This is a genomic window from Sphingomonas sp. TDK1, assembly GCF_001650735.1.
In the GTDB taxonomy this organism is placed as follows: Bacteria; Pseudomonadota; Alphaproteobacteria; order Sphingomonadales; family Sphingomonadaceae; genus Sphingomonas.
In genome coordinates this window covers 126,216-143,874 of the sequence record NZ_LXVY01000005.1, presented here as the reverse complement: position 1 = coordinate 143,874, position 17,659 = coordinate 126,216, and the positions used below count along the sequence as shown (strand labels likewise).

General features: G+C 64.5%; 13 protein-coding genes. 8 read left to right on the top strand and 5 right to left on the bottom strand.

The annotated features are described in order from the left end of the window. Nucleotides 1-63: 63 nt before the first annotated feature. Nucleotides 64-3,078: a TonB-dependent receptor domain-containing protein gene (locus A7X12_RS06370; protein WP_232318383.1), complete on the top strand. Its 3,015-nt coding sequence runs from the start codon at nt 64-66 to the stop codon at nt 3,076-3,078. A gap of 60 nt (nt 3,079-3,138) precedes the next feature. Here A7X12_RS06370 and A7X12_RS06365 read toward each other — a convergent pair whose 3' ends face one another. Next, nucleotides 3,139-3,927: a DUF1826 domain-containing protein gene (locus tag A7X12_RS06365; RefSeq protein WP_232318382.1), complete on the bottom strand. Its 789-nt coding sequence runs from the start codon at nt 3,925-3,927 to the stop codon at nt 3,139-3,141. A 49-nt stretch (nt 3,928-3,976) separates the two neighbouring features. Here A7X12_RS06365 and A7X12_RS06360 point away from each other — a divergent pair, with 49 nt between their 5' ends. Both A7X12_RS06360 and acpA read left to right on the top strand, forming a co-directional pair. After that, a complete protein-coding gene (locus A7X12_RS06360; protein WP_064310813.1) occupies nt 3,977-4,474 on the top strand; it encodes a MerC domain-containing protein in 498 nt (165 codons plus the stop codon). 58 nt (nt 4,475-4,532) lie between these two features. Next, nucleotides 4,533-6,182, top strand: a complete 1,650-nt coding sequence (gene acpA, locus A7X12_RS06355) for an acid phosphatase (RefSeq protein WP_064310893.1) — start codon at nt 4,533-4,535, stop codon at nt 6,180-6,182. A gap of 510 nt (nt 6,183-6,692) precedes the next feature. On the opposite strand, the gene A7X12_RS06350 is transcribed toward acpA, so the two are convergent. The 3 genes from A7X12_RS06350 to A7X12_RS25895 form a co-directional block, all read right to left on the bottom strand. Then, on the bottom strand, nt 6,693-7,997 hold the full coding sequence (locus tag A7X12_RS06350; protein ID WP_064310812.1) for a type II toxin-antitoxin system HipA family toxin: 1,305 nt from the start codon (nt 7,995-7,997) through the stop codon (nt 6,693-6,695). After that, on the bottom strand, nt 7,997-8,242 hold the full coding sequence (locus A7X12_RS06345) for a helix-turn-helix domain-containing protein (protein WP_064310811.1): 246 nt from the start codon (nt 8,240-8,242) through the stop codon (nt 7,997-7,999). Before A7X12_RS06345 ends, A7X12_RS06350 begins: the two co-directional genes overlap by 1 nt. Before the next feature lie 169 nt (nt 8,243-8,411). After that, nucleotides 8,412-8,780 carry a transposase gene (locus tag A7X12_RS25895; protein WP_198161938.1) on the bottom strand — a complete coding sequence of 123 codons (369 nt, stop codon included), beginning with the start codon at nt 8,778-8,780 and terminating at the stop codon, nt 8,412-8,414. A 133-nt stretch (nt 8,781-8,913) separates the two neighbouring features. Between A7X12_RS25895 and A7X12_RS06335 the strand changes: the two genes are divergently transcribed. From A7X12_RS06335 to A7X12_RS06315, 5 genes are all read left to right on the top strand, one after another. Beyond that, complete coding sequence (locus A7X12_RS06335; protein WP_157105510.1) at nt 8,914-9,300, top strand: hypothetical protein; 387 nt, start codon at nt 8,914-8,916, stop codon at nt 9,298-9,300. Nucleotides 9,301-9,874: 574 nt separating this feature from the next. Then, a complete protein-coding gene (locus tag A7X12_RS06330) occupies nt 9,875-10,462 on the top strand; it encodes an RNA polymerase sigma factor (protein WP_064310809.1) in 588 nt (195 codons plus the stop codon). Beyond that, complete coding sequence (locus A7X12_RS06325) at nt 10,462-11,457, top strand: FecR family protein (RefSeq protein ID WP_064310808.1); 996 nt, start codon at nt 10,462-10,464, stop codon at nt 11,455-11,457. Before A7X12_RS06330 ends, A7X12_RS06325 begins: the two co-directional genes overlap by 1 nt. A 79-nt stretch (nt 11,458-11,536) precedes the next feature. Continuing rightward, the gene (locus tag A7X12_RS06320; protein WP_157105509.1) at nt 11,537-14,122 is read left to right on the top strand and encodes a TonB-dependent receptor domain-containing protein; all 2,586 of its coding nucleotides are present in this window, start codon (nt 11,537-11,539) and stop codon (nt 14,120-14,122) included. After that, nucleotides 14,116-16,257 carry an Atxe2 family lasso peptide isopeptidase gene (locus A7X12_RS06315; protein ID WP_064310807.1) on the top strand — a complete coding sequence of 714 codons (2,142 nt, stop codon included), beginning with the start codon at nt 14,116-14,118 and terminating at the stop codon, nt 16,255-16,257. The genes A7X12_RS06320 and A7X12_RS06315 overlap by 7 nt, the downstream gene beginning before the upstream one ends. Here the strand turns inward: A7X12_RS06315 and A7X12_RS06310 are convergent. Then, nucleotides 16,246-17,517 (bottom strand): asparagine synthase-related protein, encoded by a 1,272-nt coding sequence (locus A7X12_RS06310; protein WP_084445153.1) that lies wholly within the window; start codon nt 17,515-17,517, stop codon nt 16,246-16,248. The two genes, A7X12_RS06315 and A7X12_RS06310, sit on opposite strands and share 12 nt — an antisense overlap. Nucleotides 17,518-17,659 lie beyond the last annotated feature (142 nt).

The window sequence follows — 17,659 nt, the reverse complement described above, 5'->3', positions numbered from 1 at the left end:
TGCCGGTTAAAAAGAGGGGATTTGTTCATGATGCTAAGGGGAGTTTGGGCCAGCAGCTGTTGCGTGGCCGCGCTGATGGCGGTGCCCGCCGCCGCACAGACCAGCGAGAATCCGCCGGTCTCGATCGGGGATCCGGTCGCGTCGGCCAAGCTGGCCGATGAAACGCCGCAGGATGCTTCGGGCGGCGCCATCGTCGTCACTGGTACGCGTATCGTCCGGCTCAATAACCGTTCCGCCGCGCCGATCGTCACCACCACCGCCGCCGAGATCGCCGCGCAGGGCGCAACCACGATCGAGGAAGTGACCAACCGCCTCCCGCAGGTGCAGGTCAACTCCGAGCAGAATTTCAGCGACTCCGAAGGCCGCCAGCGCATCAAGCTGCGCAGTCTGGGCTATGAGCGCACGCTGATGCTGATCGACGGTCTGCGCATCGGCCTGCCCAACTCGGTCGATGTCGGCATCATCCCGAACGCACTGGTCGAGCGCATCGACGTGCTGACCGGCGGTGCCTCGTCGGTCTACGGTTCGGACGCGGTCGCGGGCGTGGTCAACTTCGTGCTGAAGAAGAACTTCACCGGCATCCGCATCGACGGCAATTACAGCTTCTTCAACCACAACAACCGCAGCAGCGCGGTTACCGATGCCGCCGCACGCGCCGGTTTCAACGCGCCACTGGGCCTGAAGAACGACGGCGGCCGCGCCGACGTCAGCATCGCCGCGGGCACCAACCTGTTCGACGGCAAGGTCAACATCTCGGCCTTTGCCGACTATCGCCAGTCGAGCCTGGTCCGCCTGCGCGACCGCTCGAATGCGGTTTGCGAAGTCGTGACCAGCAGCCGCACCTCGCCGCTTGGCTGTTCGCGCGCGAGCTTCACCCCCGCGGGCACGATCATCCCGCAGGCCGGCCCGAACAAGGGTACGGTGTTCGTCAATAATCCCAACGGCGACGGCACCTTCATCCCGATCAACAGCGGTCCCGCCGGCAGCTCGGCCAATCCCTATGACGATTGGGCGTTCCAGCGGCCGTTCCACCGCGTGAACGCCGGCGGCTTCCTGACCGCGCAGCTTAGCGATCATATCGAGCTGTACAGCAACGTGCTGTGGTACCGCGACAAGTCGTACAACACCCAGCTGAACCGCAACTTCAACTTCGCTTCCTATGGCACTGCGCCGTTCCAGGTGAACTGCGATAACCCGTTCCTTTCCTCCTCGCAGGCACAGACGCTGTGCGGTGCCAATGCCGGGGTGGCAGGACAGTTCGCCCCGATCGACGTGCGCTATCGCTTTGATTCGCAGCCGCTCGTCCGTCAGGAGTTCATCAACGCGGGCTATCGCGTCACCGCCGGTGTTCGCGGACGTGTGCTCGACAACAACTGGTCCTATGACGTGGCCGGCATGCTGTCGCGCGCGCAGCTCGACACGATCGACGTGCCGTTCGCACGCTTCGCCAATATCAACCGCTCGCTGGATGTGGTGAACGTCAACGGCCGCCCGACCTGTCGTTCGGTGGTCAACGGCACCGATCCTTCCTGCGTGCCGTTCAACGCTTTCCGGCCGTTCAACAATGATTCGGCGCTGAACAACTATCTGTTCGGGGGCGCGACCGGCGGCATCGCCAAGCGTATTCCGCGCCTGTTGCAGTTCATCGGCACGGTGAGCGGCGATCTCGGCAAGTATGGCATCACCTCGCCGCTCGCCGAGCAGGGCGTCGCGATCGCGCTGGGTGCCGAATATCGCGACGAGATGGATCGTACCGACTACAACGACATCTTCCGCGAGAACAACAGCAGCGGCGATAACGTTCGCGCCACCCAGAACATCCTGGAAGGCAACGTTGAAATCCAGGCGCCGCTGGTCGAGCACCAGTCCTGGACCAACCTGCTGCAGCTGAACGGCGGCTACCGCCTGTCCAAGTATAACCGCCTGGAAAGCAAGTTCGGCACCTGGAAGATCGAAGGCATCTGGTCGCCGGTCAAGGACATCACGTTCCGCGCCTCGTACAACAAGTCGCAGGCGGCACCGGGCGTGGGTGCGGCAGCTAATGCCTCCAACATCTTCTGGAACCAGGGTTTCTACGCGGATCCCTGCGCCCCGCAGATCAACGGGTCGAACCCGAACGGTCCGCGTGTCGCGCCGACCTGGACGCCGCAGCAGTGCGCACGCACCGGCCTGCCGACCAACCTGTACAACAGCCAGACGCTGATCTGCCCGAACGATGCCTGCACCGTTCGTGAAGGCGGCTTCGCGCTACGTCCGGAAACGGCCTATACCAAGACCTTCGGCGTCGTGCTGCAGCCGCGCTTCGTGCCGGGCCTGACCGTGTCGGTCGATCGCTGGCTGATCGACTTGGAGGACCAGCTCGAGTTCTTCAACCCGCTCGACTGGCTCAACGGCTGCCTCACCACGGGCAACGACTATTATTGCCGTGGCATCAAGCGTAACGCCGACGGCACGCTGTCCAGCTCGCCGGCAACGAGCCCGGCGACCGGCTGGGTTTCGCGTGGCTCGACCAACGGCTACAAGTCCAAGTCGCATGGCTGGGATTTCCAGGGTCAGTACAATGTCGGCCTGGGCAATGTCGGTTCGCTCGACATGAGCTTCAACGGCACGCTGATGACGCTGGTCGGCAGCCAGGGCGCACCGGACATCACGCCGCGCGACTGCACCGGCTATTTCGGCAGCGGTTGCGGCGAGAGCATGCCGACCTGGGCGCACCAGTTCCGCACCACCTGGATGGCGCCGGGTCGCGTCGCCAGCGTGTCGCTGAACTGGCGTCACCGCAGCGGCATGCCGATGACGGTCTATGCGCCGGCCAGCACCGGCATTCCGGCGCTGCCGGAGGGCGACAAGCGTGATGCCTATCCGGGCATCAAGGCGTATGACTGGTTCGACCTTGCGCTGACCTTCGACATCAACAAGCGCATGACGTTCCGCCTTGCGGCGAACAACCTGTTCGACCGCGACCCGCCGATCGTTCCGGACAGCCGCAGCCGCATCGGTCTGCTGCGCGGCAACACGATCATGGGCTATGACCTGCTGGGCCGCCAGCTGGTCGCAGGCGTTTCGCTGCGCCTGTAACGGCCAAGAACCTTCCCCGGGGGCGATACCCCCGGGGAAGATGGCCTGTTTTTCTTGTCCCTACTCGTTGCTGCTTCGTGCCGGCGCAGGGTCGATCGCGAGCAACAGCCGAGTTTCCCCGTTCGCGCCGATCGGCGGCGACCGATGGAGGATTGCCGGGGGATCGGCGGCAAGCCTCCCCTTGAAGATGCCGACATCGCCTGGCTGCATCTGTCGGATCGGCGTATCCGGCGCCTCGACGCCATGTATCCACTGCGTTCCGGAGCCGACCAACGTGGTAAGCAGCCGCGCGGTAACATAGTCGGCATGGAACTTCCGGCAGGCGTCCGTCTGGATCACCTCCAGCCGGATAGAAACCGTGTCCAGTTTCAAGATCGCCGCGACGCATCGGGCGTGCCCCGCGATCTCGTCGAGCAGCGCATCGCCGCGCGCGTCGGCAGGATAGCCGGCGTCCGCGAGCGCTTCCGTCACGTCCCGATCTACCGCTGCGATGGTCGTCTCGAGGTGGAGGTCGTCGATTTTTCCCCAGTCAAGCGACGCCAGCCAGGCAAGATCGCTCGGCAGCGCCCTGCGCCACACGGCCAGATGCACCTCCGGCCGGGCGATCGCATCCAGCACCCCATGGTGGCACCGCTCCAACGCGACGGCGGAGGCGAGCGTATGCTGGCGAGCAAAACCGATCAGGCCATCGGCTGCCGGTACCAGTTCATGCCCATGCGAGGCCCGCGCAGCGGCGGCGGGTGCGGAAGGGGTGGAGAAGCGTTGCTTTCCCCCCGCCAAACAGTGCGAAGGCATCCTGATGGGCAGTTTGGCCACGGCCTCGCGTCCCGGCGCATCGTCGAAAACCACGCACTGATCCTTGTATTAATGAGATGTTGTATCATCTCTATATCCGGTCATGCCGAAGCTCAAGGGCCGGCGCAGCGGGAAGGTACGGACGGTGCTTGAGGAACGACGTGTTGCGGGGCGGTGGGCATATCGGCTGGACAGTATCGGCATCTGCGCGTCGGTTCTCTGCATGCTGCACTGCCTCGCGCTGCCGCTGCTTCTAGCCGCGCTGCCGGCGCTGACGGCGCGGTTGGGGCAGCACCACGCCTTCCACTGGATCGTGCTGGCGCTCGCGCTTCCCACGGGGGCCTTGGCGCTGGTCGGCGGATGGCGTCGACATCGCGCGGCGGCGCCGATGATGGTCGGTGGCCTGGGCCTGGCGTTGCTTACGGCCGGTGTGGCGATCCCGCTGCAGGAACTGGTGGAAACTGGGCTCACCGTTGCGGGCAGCCTGTTTCTCGCCGGCGCCCATCTCGCCAATTGGCGGCATCGCGCGCTCCGCTGCACCGTTGGTGGCGGCTGCGCGCTGGAATGCAGACCGATGCGATCGATCGACAAACGAGCGTAACAAAATATTGTCACGAGCCAAGCGCGCCGCCGCCGCGTGGCGCGACTGGAGGCTGATCATGCGCGACGACCACAACGAAGACCCGACATCCGACGCCGGGCGCGGGCGCGTCGACAACCCGGAGCGTCGGGCGCTGCTCGGCGCCGTTGGCATGGCGGGCGTGCTGGCGGCGGCCCCTGCCTCTGCACATCCCGCCCGGCAGGGACGGGCAGGGCTGACGGAGATCGAAACCGTCGTCGTGATCTATGCCGAGAATCGCAGCTTCAACAATCTTTTCGCCGGCTTCCCCGGACTGGCCGAGCCGCTTTCTGCCGCGCCCCCCGACCGCACCGCCCAGCGGGATCGCGACGGATCGGTGCTGAAGACTTTGCCGAAGATCTGGGAGGGCATGGTTCCCGACGAGCAGGTCGTGGAACATCGCCGCTACAAGATCGGGCCGGACGATCTCCCGCCGATCGCCAACGCGCCCTTCGCGCTGGCGACGCCGGAAGGCGATCCGCTGCCCCACGGCGTGGTGACGCGCGACTTGGTCCATGCCTTCTATCATAACCAGTTGCAGATCAACGGCGGGCGTAACGACGGCTTCGTCGCCTGGGGAGACAGCGGTGCGCTGGTCATGGGCCGCTATGGCGAGACCGCTGCCAAGCTTCGCCTGTGGCAGATCGCCCGCGAGTTCACGCTGTGCGACCGCTTCTTCATGGGCGCGTTCGGCGGCTCCTACCTGAACCACCAATATCTCGTCGCCGCCCGTCCGCCTTTCTATCCCGATGCCGACAAGAGCCCCGCGCGCGGCCGCATCGCGCAGGTCGAGGGCGAGGATCCCAGGGGCATCCAGCTCAGGCTGAAGGCCGGTTCACCCAAGAGCGCCATGGACGGACCGCCCGACTTCGTGCCCAGTTCGCTGACGCCCGATTTCTGGTCGGTGAACACGATGCTGCCGCCCTATGCGCCGACCTATCAGCTCGATCCCGAGCGGCCGGGCTATGCCGACTGGAGCGATGCGAAGACGATGGTACCGCAGCGCCACGCGACGATCGGCGATCTGCTCTCTGCGAAGGGCGTGGCCTGGGCGTGGTATGCCGGAGGATGGAGCGCCGCGCTGGCCGGGCACGCCAATGACGGCAGCTTCCCCAGTCGTCCGAACTTCCAGCCGCATCACCAGCCGCTGAACTATTTCCAACAGTTCGCGCCCGGCACGGAGGCTCGGGCGCGGCATCTGCGCGACGCGGGCGAGGGTGAAACGCCGCGCACCAACCATTTCCTCGCCGATGCGGCGGCGGGCACCTTGCCCGCCGTCAGCTTCTACAAGCCGCAGGGCAACCTCAACATGCATGCCGGCTATTCGGACGTCGAGGCCGGCGACCAGCACATCGCCGTCGTCGTCGACGCGCTGCGCCGCAGCCCGCAATGGCACAAGATGCTGGTCGTCATCACCTTCGACGAGAATGGCGGGTGGTGGGATCATGTCGCGCCGCCCAAGGGGGATCGCTGGGGGCCGGGTACGCGCATCCCCGCCGTGATCGTGTCGCCCTTCGCTAAGCGCGGTCATGTTGACCACACGACCTACGATACCGGCTCGATCGCCCGCTTCCTGACCCGGCGGTTCGGCCTCGCCACCCTGCCGGGCCTGATCGAGCGCGAGCGCGCGATGGTCGCCGCGGGCGGGCCGCCGCCTGGCGACCTCACGGGTGCGCTCACCATAGGCTGAGATCACGTCTCGCGGCTGGGCCCGTGCTCAGCCGTGCCGCGTGGGTCAGCTGGCTTTATAGAATGCGAGAAGCACTGGAGAGGCTCACGGCTGAACCGACCAAGCGGCGCAGCCAGTCCGCAACGGCTGCCGACAACCCGAAATATCGAGCCGTTCTCCCCAGGGAGAAAATGGTGCCCAGAAGAGGAGACTTGATCGCTCCGCAAAGGCTTGGTTTCAAAGCGGGAATTCCAACGAACCCTCGCCAGAAGTCACACTAGCATACACAGCTTCGTTCGCAAACGCGTTTGAGCTCGGACGGCGACTTTTTGAACGTGTCCTAGGCCGTCACCGGCGCTTCGACGGCAACGGCGACGCGTGATCTCGCTGCTCTGGTCCGGCGTGGCGGTTTCATGTGGACCGGTGAGCAGAAAGGGGCACGCTATCGGCTCACCCCTCGCAGTCGGCCCAGTCACACCTATCGACGTCGCCGGTCTCGTCTGGCGAAGTAATCCACAGGATGACGCCCGCTTACAAAAGATCGATCTTTCGTAGGCGCGAGCGGAAGGCATCGCCGATCGGGCCAGTGACGGCGTCGGAAGTGCTGGTCGGCATCGCCGCCACTGCACGCTCCAATGCGGCTTCCCCTCCGCCGCGGAGTTCACCGAAGATCGCCATCATCTCGCGTACATCATACTCGGCGCGGATCGCGCTTTGCACGAAATGCCGGGGGGCGATCTCCGTGATCCGGTAGCGCCGCTTGTCTCCAATCGCCATTGCGAGCCGCATCTGCTTCTGATTGATCTGTTGCGCGGCCAAGCTAGGATCCACCGAGAGCACGTCGTAAAGCGGCGTTGTGGTGAAGCGACCGCCCGGCATCAGGAAGATGCTGAAATTTTTGGCGTGCCCATCGGTCGCGCCGATCAGCCAGAATGCGATCATCGCCTTCATGAAATTACGGCGATCACGGTCGGGCGTGTCACTTGCCGCGAGCAGTTTCATGATCTGTAGGACGCCCGGCCCGCCATGATCCTCATATTTCCGGGTAGGCGGAACGGAGAGGGCCTGACAGACATCTTCCTGAGGACGGCGTAGCAAGCGCCCGCCCCGCCCGTGTTGCCGGTCGAAGCGCTCGACGATCAGAACCTTGCGGTCGCCAAATGCGGCCATCCGGGTCGATGCGACCGGAAGACCGAGCTCGCCCAGCAGGGTAAGGCAGAAATGCTCGTTCTCGACACTGTTTGAAAGGTCGATGCCGTTGGGCAGTTGACCGATCTGCGGCTTGAAGATGTGGGTGGTCGGCGTCGTGCTGATCGGCTTTTGCCATCGCTCCTCCCACCAAAGCAGTGCGGTCTTCTCCTGCGCGCCGGCGATCGAGATTCGAAAGGGATCGTCGGGCTCCAGTCCCAGCGGAGCGGCGGCCAGATTGGCCAGAATATGTGCGATGTCGTCATCGCTTACCGGTTCGGCCTGGACGGCCTTGGGCAGGGCTTCTTCTTTGCCGGTTTCCAGGAACTGAAGCGCACCGACACAGTCTCGTCCGACGATTGACAGCAGGCTGTAGGCGTCGGTCCCGTCGGCGCCGATCCGCTCGGCGATCCGCCGGCGGATGCTGTCATTGTCCGGCAGCAGATTGTCGAACACAGCCGATACCGCCGCGCCCGTATAGCGCTTGTCACTGAGCGGCAGCGAGAGCGAGACGGGTATTGCAAATTCCCAGGCGAGCCAGTCTGGCGCATAGCGGAAGTCGATTGCGCCATTGGCGGCCCGGTTGAGCCAGCCGAGCAGACGGCCATTGAGCAGGATGGACAGCGTCGAGGATCGGCGCTTGGCCATCAGAAGATCTCGTCCAAATCAGCTGGGGACGTGGATCGCGTTTCCAAGCGCATTTCGAGCTTGAGCTCGGTCACGACCTTGAAGAGAGAGTCGAGCGTGCCGCCTTCGCCATTCTCAAGGCTCGAAATCGTGGCTTGTCGAAGGCTGGTTTTCTGGCCGAGCTCCAGCTGCGTCAGGCCTGCCGCGCGACGCGCTTCTCGGAGCGCGGAACCAAGGGTTTTGGCCGATCGAATGACAGTGCGCATATGCTCTCATACGATGTTTCGTATGCGACGCGTATATACGGTTTTTCGAATTTAACAAGGTGATACGAAAAAACGAATAAAATAGTCTTATGCGGAATACCGTATGTAACGGTGCAAGTTTTGTCAGCCGCCGAGCGGGATCATGTCAAAGGCCTATTTCAGCGATGCGCTACGCTGTGGCTGACGACGTTGAGGATTCGCGGTCACCCTGAAAGCTGATGGCGATGGTGAGGATGAGCGACCAGCTTTTGAAGTGCATGTCGCCATTGCCGACCAGCACGCTGAAGGTGAGGCGGCGGATGAACTGGTCGACATTCTGGTCGTCGGTCGCATCGGCGCCGGCCGCTTTTCGCCATCGCACGAAGCGGTTGTAGCAGGTGGTGCGTGGCCCATAGCGCTCGGGTAGGTCACACCAAGGCGCGCCAGATCGCAGCACCCGGAAGATGCCGTTTAGCACGCGGCGATCATCAATCCGCGGCAGGCCTAGCGGCTTGTTCGGCAGCAGCGGCTCGATCACGCGCCACTCGAAGTCAGTCAGGTCGTATCGGCGTCATGCCGACGCTGAATCAGCATTTGGGGCAGGATGGAAGCTCGCTAACAATGTGCCGATGATAGATGGACAACTCAGAGCGGTTTGCTTCTGGATCGCGGCCTTCGCGGGGCTCGCGTCGGTGGCCAGCATTCTGTTCGCTCCCATGCGCTTCATTCTGCTGCCGAGCACGATCTTCGTCGGCGCGACAGCTGTCCTCCTTTTCTTAAGGATGCTGTTCAGCCGGACTTACCGGCGGGGTGTCGATGCCGCAAATCGAGAGATGCAGGGCAATGACCCTTGGCCCGGCCGGCCGAAGAAGTTTCGTGATTCAGATTGGGGGCTCTTTGGTAGCCGGGCCGGGTCATCGGCGCTGCTTTGGCTCCGAGCCGTGCTTGTCCTGGGGCTTTTGCCCTTGGGATTGCTTCAAAATTGGATCGGGATGGAGGTCGTTTGGCTTTGGTTCGCCGGTGCCTTCGTAGCAGTGGAACTCAGCTTAATGCACTTAGCGTTGTCGCAACCGCGCTGAGGGCGTCCTGCATGTCAGCCGTTTATGAGTTTACGACCTAAGCGGGCACGTTCGCCTTTTGGAGTCAATTTATTCAGTTGGCTTTGAAATCGAATATGTGAGAGGTCGTAGTTTTTAATGATTCGGAAAAGAAGATGGTTGCTGTACAACTTTATCGAAATCGTGTGATAACAAGTTTAGGCAGCGGTGCTGCACGCTGAAATACGAAAGTCTAGGTGCGGCATCGTCGTTTGAGTGCCTGCGCGTCCGGTGTTTCATTTCATTGGAGAAGGGCGAGAATTCTGTAATAGGGTATTGCGTCTGCGGTTCGTCGCATTAGTCTGGGGCCGCGCCGCGAGGGCGGCGCCGAGGCTTGAGAACCTCGCTTGGGAAAGTTTGACCCGCCATCGAGACTGCCGGGTGGCCGACGCGCATGTCCAAGCCGCTTGCGGCTAAAGGCGTCGGCGCATGTCTCAAGCATGTTCTCTACACCCGGCTTCCACCGGCTTTGCCTCGAATGACTGGGCGAGCCGGGCATGGGTAATGAGCCACGACTGTTTTTTCGTGCCAGCGATCGCCGGGGGGCGAGGCTTCCTTGCGACTGATCCCGGACGCCTTGAAGGCCCTGTCCAGGTCGCGGCTCGCCGAAGGTGACCCTCTGCCACCGGAAGACCGCGTCGTAACCGGCTCCGTCCTGACGCTCGAAGATCTCTACCATACCGAGGCCCCCAGGCTGCACCGCTTCTTTGCGCGGCGGGCGGATTGTCAGGACGCGAATGACCTTGTGCAGGAGAGCTTCGCGCGCCTCGCAGGCGCGGACGCAGCGCCCGGCAGGTCGATCGAACAGCCGGAAGCCTATTTGAGCCGAACGGCAGCGAACCTGCTCCGCAATCGCGCCAAGTCGGCCTTGCAGCGATCGCTCGCCCGGCAGGTTCCGGTGGAGGAGACATCGCTCGCTGGGCCGGACATGATCGCGATGCTCGAGGCTCGCGACCTGCTTAATCGGATCCAGAACGCCTTGATGCGCCTGAGCCCAAAGACCCGGGACATCTTTCTGGCGCACCGCGTCGACGGTCTCAGCTACAACGACATCGCCAAACGGACGGGACTGAGTCTAAAAGGCGTCGAGTGGCACATGACAAAGGCGATCGCCCATCTCGACCGCGTGCTGAGGTCCCGTTGATGTCCGATGCCGGTAAGGAAGCCCGGACGGATGATGTCGTGCGCGATGAGGCTATTGCCTGGCTCACCCAACTTCAATCATCTTCGGAAGACGACGATCATTCGGCGTTCGAGGCTTGGTACGCGGCTGACGCACGGCACGCGGACATCTATGACGATGTTCTCGACAATTGGGATCGCATGGCCATCGCGGCGCATACGCCCGCTGGCGAGGCACGGGGGCGGTTATCGACGCCACGGCAGACCCGCCCCACGTCGAAACTTGCGCTTGCTACCGTCGCGACACTCGTTCTCGTGATTTTCTCAGGGATGGGCCTGCACCAGCTTGGCCTGTTCGGGTCCACCCGGCTCGACCCAGCGCAGATCGTCAGCCAGCTCGGCGAAATCCGCACCATTACCCTGTCGGACGGCTCCCGCGTAACGCTCGACACCGACAGTAAGCTCGGGATCGCCTATTCCGCCGGTGAACGGAGATTGACGCTTGCACGCGGGCGCGCCCGCTTCGACGTCGCGCACGACGCAACGCGTCCGTTCGTCGTCATGGCTGGGAATGGCATGGTCATCGCGCATGGTACGATCTTCGACGTCGATGTGCAGGGACAGCGCATGACGGTCTCGCTGCTGCGAGGTTCCGTGGAAGTAAGAGAGGCTGCATCTGGGAAGGGACGGCTGCTTGCGCCAGGCCAGCGGCTGGTGTTGGAACAGCGCACACCGGCGGGTGCGCCGATCGCGCTCCCCGCCAGCGAAACGCGCTGGCCCACCGGCATGTTGTCGTTCGAGGACGCGCAGCTTAGCGAGGTCGTCGCTGCCGCGAACCGCTATAATTCTACAAAGATCGTTCTCGCCGACCCTGCCATCGGTGCACTGCGGTTTACAGGCGCCTTCGCCGCAACAGATGCGCCCGGCTTCGCCCGGATGCTAGCGGCGACGTTCAATCTCGACCTTTCCCGCGATGACCATGGCAACCTCATTCTCGCCGCGCGTCGATCCTCCTGAAATAGTCCTAGGGTAGATCGCGCCTCGATTGTCGAGGCCCCCAAGCGATGCCGTGTCAGTGCATCGCCAAGGGGAGCCCATGATGGGAATATGGCGTTCTGCGGTCATTGCCGCTTCGATTTCAACAAGCACGACGGCGCTCGTCCTGGCGTCGACGGTCGCGTCGGCGACAGAGGCCGGGCGACAAACCTACCATCTTCCGTCGCAATCACTGGCGGCGTCGCTCCGCGCGGTAGCGATTGCCTCCGGTCGCAGCATCGCCGCGCCTGCCGACCTTGTGAGAGGCAAGCGCGCGCCATCCCTGGATGGCGATTTCGCGCCCGAGGATGCCATTGCGGCCCTGCTCGACGGCTCGGGCCTGCGCCTGCGCGTCGTCGGCACCGGCCTCGTCATCGAGCGGGATACTGCCGTGCAAGAAGCCGCCTCGGCCGACGAAAGCGGTTCGGAGATCGTCGTGACGGGGAGCCGGATTCGTGGCGCACCGGTGGCGTCGCCGGTCATTCGCCTCGACCAGCAGGACATGCGCAATGCCGGGCAGACCAGTGTCGCCGAGGCGGCGCGCAGCATCCCGCAGAACTTCGGCGGCGGGCAGAATCCAGGCGTCGGCGCGAACGTACCCGCCGCTAGCGGCGTCAATGTCGGAAGCGCCTCCACCATCAACCTGCGCGGCCTGGGCAGCGATGCCACGCTGACTCTGCTTAACGGCCATCGGCTCGCCTATAACGGATCGCGCCAGGGCATCGATGTCTCGGCGATACCGCTGGGCATCGTGGATCGGATCGAAATCGTCGCCGATGGCGCCTCCGCGCTGTACGGTTCCGATGCGGTTGCCGGCGTCGCCAACATCATTCTCAAGCGCGACTATGACGGCCTCGAGACGCGCGCGAACCTCGGTGGATCGACCGACGGCGGCAACTTCCAGCAGCAATATGGCGCGGTCGCGGGCAAAAGATGGGGTTCTGGCGGTTTGGTGGCCGCCTATGAATTCGCACGCAACACCGACATCCTGTCGGATGATCGCTCCTATGCGGCGTCGCGACCCGGCGTCACGCTCTACCCTGCCCTGCGGCGGCACGCGGTGGCCTTGGCGGGACATCAGGCACTGACCGACACCCTCTCTTTCGAGATGGATGCCTTGTTCAACAAGCGCTGGAGCCTGTCGGGTTTTCCGCTCAACGCCGCCGGCAATCTCGCCATCAGCCGCACCGAGCAGCGCTCGACCAGCCGTTCCTTCGCCGTTGCACCGTCGCTCAAGCTCGACCTGGGCAAGGCATGGCGATTGTCGCTCTCCGGCGTCTATGGCGAGGAAAAGGTTGATCTGCACAGCGACAGCTATGCCGGCGCCAGCCAGACCAGTGCCAATTTCATCTGCTATTGCAACAGCGGCCGTTCGGTCGAACTCGCCGCGGATGGCAGTCTCTTCCGTCTGCCGGGCGGCCCGGTCAAGCTGGCGATCGGCGCCGGTTATCGTGACAATCGCCTCAATGCCTTTCGCGGCACCGGCAATCTCAACAATGTGAACCGGTCGCAGGACAGCTATTATACCTATGGCGAACTCAACCTGCCGCTTGTTTCCGCTCGGCAGGGCATCGCCGGGATCGATCGCCTCAACCTGAGCGGCGCTGTCCGCTACGAGCGTTACCCCGGCGTTGATGCAGTCGCGACCCCCAAGCTCGGCATCATCTATGCGCCAGTGGCCGACATCGCGATCAAGGGGAGCTGGGGTCGGTCGTTCCGCGCACCGACGCTTTTCCAGCAATATCAGGCACGCAGTGCGCTCCTCTACCCGGCGGCGAGCCTGGGTGGCACCGGCTATCCGGCAAGCGCAACCGTGCTGCTGGTCCAGGGTGGGAACCCAGCGTTGAAACCCGAGCGCGCCGGGACCTGGACCGCCACGATCGAGTTCACGCCGCACATGGTGCCGGGGCTGCGCCTGCAGCTCGGCTATTTCTCGACCCGCTATACCGACCGGATCGTGACGCCGATCAGCTTCCAGGCCCAGGCGCTCAGCAACCCGCTTTATGCCGGCCAGGTCACCCGGGCGCCGGGCGCGACCACCGTGGCTGCCGCGATCGCCAATGCGGCGCAGTTCTTCAACGTCTCGGGGCAAGTCTACAACCCCGGTGCTGTTGTCGCGATCGTCGACAACAGCAACCTCAACGCCGGTCGCCAATCGATCCGCGGCATCGATCTCCTCGCCGGCTATCGGACCGATCTTGGAAGCAATCGCGGCACGCTGGGCGTCTCGCTCAATGCCAGCTATCTCGAAAGCAACCAGCAGCTCACGCCCGGGGCGCCGATCCTCGAAAAGGCCGGCACTCTTTTCAACCCGCCACACTGGCGAGGTCGAGGCAGCGTTACCTGGAGCAAGGGGGCCCTGACCCTCAATGCAACGGCAAGCCATATCGGCGGCGTCGAGGACGTCCGCTCGACCCCGGCGCTATCGATCGACGGGATGAACACGGTCGATTTCACCGCCCGCTATACATTCGGCGCGGTGCGTGGCCCGCTGCACGGCCTCGAACTCAGTCTTACCCTGCAGAATGCCTTTGACGCCCATCCGACGACGATTGCGACATCGGTCTATTCCGACACCGCCTATGATTCGACCAATTACTCGCCGGTCGGCCGCTATATCGGGTTCGGGATCGCCAAGTCATGGTAACGTCGCCGCATCTGAGGCGTGCCTTCCCGCGCCTCGCTACGCTCGTGGCCCTGCTTTGCCTTGTCGCCATGTCGCACCCTGCCGTGGCGGCATGCGAGGATCTGCTGCCGACCGCGCAGGCGTCGCGCCACGTTGCTCGGGCGGTCACCGCCGATGACCTGCTCAAGCTGCGCGATATCGGTCAGCCGGACGGGTCGATGTTCGGACAGCCAAGCCCGCTTGGTATCTCACCGGATGGGCGCCAGGCTGCCTTCATCCTGAGCCGTGCCGATCCCGACGCCAACCGCTATTGCCGCGCGCTCGTCGTGGTCAACCTGTCTGGCGAACCCCTGCCGCGTATCGTCGATCGCGGCGGCGAGATGATGACCAACAGCACCGTCGCGCGGGGCCTCGTTGTCGACAATGGGTTTCCTACCCTGGTGACGCCGTTCTGGTCGCCCGATGGCCGCTGGATCGCCTATCTTCGGCGCGATCGGGGCATCACCCAGGCCTGGCGTGCGCGATCCGATGGCAGCGGGGCGCAACCGGTCACCCGGTCGGAAGTCGACGTCGAGGCCGTCGCCTGGTCGGGCGACGGGCGCGGCATCGTCTATGTCGCGTTGCCCGGACGCATTGCCGCCCAGCGCCGCATCGCGCAGGAAGGCCGAGACGGCTGGCTGTATGATGCGCGGTTCGCCCCCAATATCGCACCCCGGCCGCTGATCTCGGGCTCGGTGCCGCGTGAAGCCTTCAGGGTCGACCCGGAGACCGGGCAGGTCTCACCCGCAAGCGACGCCGAACGGTCGCTTGTTCCGATGGAGGACCTGTCGGGCAGCGCGATCCCGCCATCGGCGGTCTCGGTCGATGGACGGCGGGCGTGGACCGAACACAGCGACGTATCGCCGCTCAGTCCGTTGCGGCTCCTCGCCATCGATTCAACCGGGCATCGCGTAGCGTGCAGGTCGCCGCGCTGCGACGGCGGATTTACCGGTCTGTGGTGGGCCCGTGAGGGCAAGGAGCTTCGCTTCCTGCGGCGCGAGGGCTGGGCCAAGGGGCAGATGGGCCTTTATCGCTGGACCCCAGGCCCTGCCGAGCCGCAGCGCGTGCTGCTGACCGACGATGTCCTGCTGGGCTGCACGCCGGCGGGCGTGTCGCTGCTATGCACGTCCGAGAATGCCGTCATGCCGCGCCGGCTGGTGTCGATCGACCCCCGCAGCGGTCGCGTGCAGCCGGTATACGACCCGAATCCGGAATTCGCATCGATCCGGCTGGGCAAGGTGGAGCGACTGCGGTGGCGCAACGATCTCGGGCTGGAGGCCTGGGGGGATCTCGTTCTGCCGCCCGGCTACCAGCCGGGCACGAAGCTGCCGATGATCGTCGTGCAATATCATAGTGACGGCTTCCTGCGCGGCGGCACCGGCGACGAATATCCGATCCATGCCTTTGCGGCGCGCGGGTTCGCAGTGCTGAGCATCGAACGTCCCGCCTTCTTTGCGGAAGCGAAGCCCGGCATCCGATCCTATGCCGACGTCAATGCCGTCAACGGCAAGGGATGGGCCGAGCGCCGAAGCCTGTTGTCATCCCTCGTCACCGGCGTGAACATGGTCATCGCCCGCGCCATCGTCGATCCCGCGCGGATCGGCATAACGGGCCTGAGCGACGGCGCCTCGACGGCCCGCTTCGCGCTCATCAACACGCGGCTGTTTGCTGCGGCGTCGATCAGTACCTGCTGCATCGAGCCGCGATCGGTCATGACCTATGGCGGTATCGGCTATGCCGACGCGATGCGGGCGATGGGCTATCCCCCCGCGACCCGCGACGATCCCGCCTTTTGGCGACCCTATTCGATGGCCCTCAATGCGCCCGCGATGGATCGGCCGCTGCTCATGCAACTCGCCGACGAGGAATATCTGCTCGGCCTGGAAACCTTCACCGCGCTGCGCGATGCGGGCCAGCCAGTGGAAATGTACATCTTCCCCGGCGAGCACCACATCAAGTGGCAGCCCGCGCATCGCTGTGCGATCTACGAGCGCAACCTAGACTGGTTTCAGTTCTGGCTGCAATCTCGTGTCGATCCCGATCCCGCCAAGGCCGCGCAATATCAGCGATGGGCGGCGATGCGCGCGCAGATGCGCCCGGCCGCGTCATCGCCCTGATCGCGTCCAGCCGCGTGCCCAGGCTTCGACATCGGCGAACTGCAGGATGCGCCGGAACGCATCGCCATGCACCGGGCGCGGATCGTCAAGCGCACGCAGCACGGCCGGCAGATCGAGCATGTCGTGCGCGGCCAGCTCGCCCTCGGCAAGCATCCGGCGAATCGCGCTGCGATGCGCTTCGAAGATCTGCGCCACGAAACTGTCGGGGGTGCCCTTCGAGCGCCGCCCGATAATGTCGGCAGGAAGGTCCCCGGTAAAGGCGCGGCGCGCGACGGCGCGGTTGCGCCCGCCCTCGAACCATCCCCAGCTCGGAACGCCCAGGCAGGTCTCGACCAGCGGCTGGGCGAGCAACGGCGAAACGGTCGGCAGCGGATCCTGTGGATCATGGCCTTCCACATAGCTTTGCGCGAAGGCGATCAATCGGATGTGCATCGCCTTGCCGGGAAGGGCGTCCGGCGGAAGGATAAGCCAGGGGTGGAGGGTGCTCGCTCCGGCCATGCTTGTTGCCCGCGGAGACAGGAAGCTCAAGTCCTGCACATGCCGCATCGCCGGCTTGCCGAACCAGGCGCGCTTGGCCGCGTCGCTGATAACCGCCCACAGGCTCGCCGAGGCGAGCTGGCTGATCTCCCGCGCCGTACGCAGGAAGGCCATGCCCGGCCCCGCGCTCAGCAGGCGATCTGCCGCGGGCCCGGCGGACTGCAGCGAACAGAACACATTGTCGCCCCCACCACCGTTGAAGATCGCGTCGGCCCCAGCCGCCCGCGCCGTCTCGATGGCCAGGCGGTTCGATTCCTGGACGAACGCCCGGACCGTCGGACGTGGAAGGCGGCGCGCGCCGGATCGTGCGATGTCGATGCGGGATACGTCCCGATACGCCTCCGTCAGACCGACATCCAGGGATTCGCTCACAAGGCGCGCATAGGTGCGCTCATCACCAATCGCGTCCTCGGTAACCAGGGTCAGGCAATGGAATGGCAAGCCCTGCCGGGCGAGGCATGCCGCGACGATTGAGGAATCCAGCCCGCCCGACAGCATCAGGACGACTTGCTTGTACTCGGACGCCCTTGCCGCCACGCATTCCAGCGCGGCATCGCGCAGCCGGTGGGCGGCTTCATCCGCGTCATCGATCTGCCGGCTGCGATCGGCAAAGGTCCAGGGCGACCATAATGGCGTGACCACCGCCTTGCCGCCAGCGAGGGTGAGCCGCTGGCCGCCGGGCAGTTCACGCAAGTCCCTCAGGCAGGTAGCCGGGCTGCGCATGTCGCGCCTGGCGAGGTGTCGCGCGACTTCGTCCCACGCGATGGCAGGGGTGAACAGGCCGAACGCGGCCAGCAAGGCGACGTCCGAGGCAATGGCCCACGCGCCGTCGGTTTCGACGACATAGCATGGAAGATCTCCAAGC